This window comes from Limosilactobacillus reuteri subsp. porcinus (assembly GCF_036621895.1).
Lineage (GTDB): Bacteria > Bacillota > Bacilli > Lactobacillales > Lactobacillaceae > Limosilactobacillus > Limosilactobacillus reuteri_J.
This window is the reverse complement of the sequence record NZ_LN887474.1, coordinates 1-1,447: the sequence shown is the minus strand read 5'-3', so window position 1 is coordinate 1,447 and position 1,447 is coordinate 1. Positions and strand designations below refer to the sequence as shown.

Sequence of the window (1,447 nt, the reverse complement as noted above, 5' to 3'; positions counted from 1 at the left end):
TTTGAGTGCTTTCAAGTTTCAGATATTGAAAATAATAACAATAACATTTACCGATTATCGGCATTGTACAGATCTTAATTAGCCGTTGTTCCTTATTCATTTGATGCCATCTTAGCCATTGAAATACGGCGCTAATGAAGATAACGGTAAAAAGGTAAGTTGCTCCTAACTTAATCATGTGAATCAGCGGCAAAGTTTGCCTCTCGCCTTGCCAGACTTTCAATTCTGGAAAAACAAACAAAATTAATCCACAAATTACCACCCCTAACATCCCTAAAAGAATTAGCGGATATTGCAGGAGACTAAATAATTTTTTTCGTTGCCGTTCTCGTGCTGTAAGTATCTTTCCTACTTCACTCAATGTTTTTGTTAAATTACCATGTTTTTCTGCTAATAGTAATTGATAAAACAAATCGTCTTTTACTTCTTGCTGTAGGCCCTGGGCAAAACTCGCTCCCTTTTGCATTCGTTTATCTATAGAAGCAATCCAAGGGGCTAGCTTCGGATTGACAGCCTTGATAAAACCAAGTGCTTCTTTGACAGAAAAGCCAACACTTAACAAATCTGCTAATAAAAGGAAAAAATCTGCTTGTTGCTGATGATTGAATTTAACCTTGTTGGTATTGACGTGCAGTATTCTCCGTAATTTCTCCATTTTCCACAGCCTGCTGAAGAGCTTTTGACCATTCATTAGACATTTCTCCTTTCTTGGTGCCATTGAGCAAATCACTAAATTGATGTCGATTTAACAGGTCACATAAGATGGCTTGTTCTCCATTCACCAACGGAATTAAACGCTGATAAGATACCGCCGTTAATACTTGCTGAAGATAATAAGAATCTATCCCTAATTGTTGAAGACGAGAAACAACGCCATAAGCATTTCGAGCATGGATAGTTTCCAAAACTAAGTGACCACTTAATGCGGCTTGAACTGACATAGCAGCTGTCTGTGAATCACGGATTTCTCCAATGATAAACACATCTGGGCGATGCCGTAATCCCAATTTTAATAAACTTTCATAGTCCATCCCCGCTAATTCATTTACTTGCAATTGAATAAATCCCGGATGGTCAATTTCTACGGGATCCTCAATTGTTAATACAATTTGTTTCGGCAATAGCTGTCGAGCAAGCTGATACATGGTAGTTGTTTTACCAGCCCCCATTGGCCCGGCAAAAAGAATCAAACCTCGTTGTTGACGGTACTTCTGTAATATTTCCCACTGGTGAGGAACTAAAAAATTAAACCTAATATCATTAAGGGGATATATAAAGCGAATAACTAATGATTCCCTCCCTTGATAATCACCAACACTTGATAAGCGTAAATTGATCTTTTGGTGAGCATAAGTAAATTTAAAAGCGCCTAGCTGGGGTCGTCGATGCTCACTAACTGCCATATTGGCGCAATATTTTAAGTATGAGTTGAACTACTCCCACTTAG

The 1,447-nt window shown here is 38.1% G+C and carries 1 protein-coding gene and 1 pseudogene; both read right to left on the bottom strand.

The features are described from left to right. A partial coding sequence (locus AACL61_RS08460) for a type II secretion system F family protein (protein ID WP_339111243.1) occupies nt 1-691 on the bottom strand: 691 nt, incomplete at its 3' end. Continuing rightward, a pseudogene (comGA, locus tag AACL61_RS08455) lies at nt 609-1,433 on the bottom strand (competence type IV pilus ATPase ComGA); the annotation flags it as partial. The gene AACL61_RS08460 and the pseudogene comGA, both read right to left, overlap by 83 nt. Between the last annotated feature and the right edge of the window lie 14 nt (nt 1,434-1,447).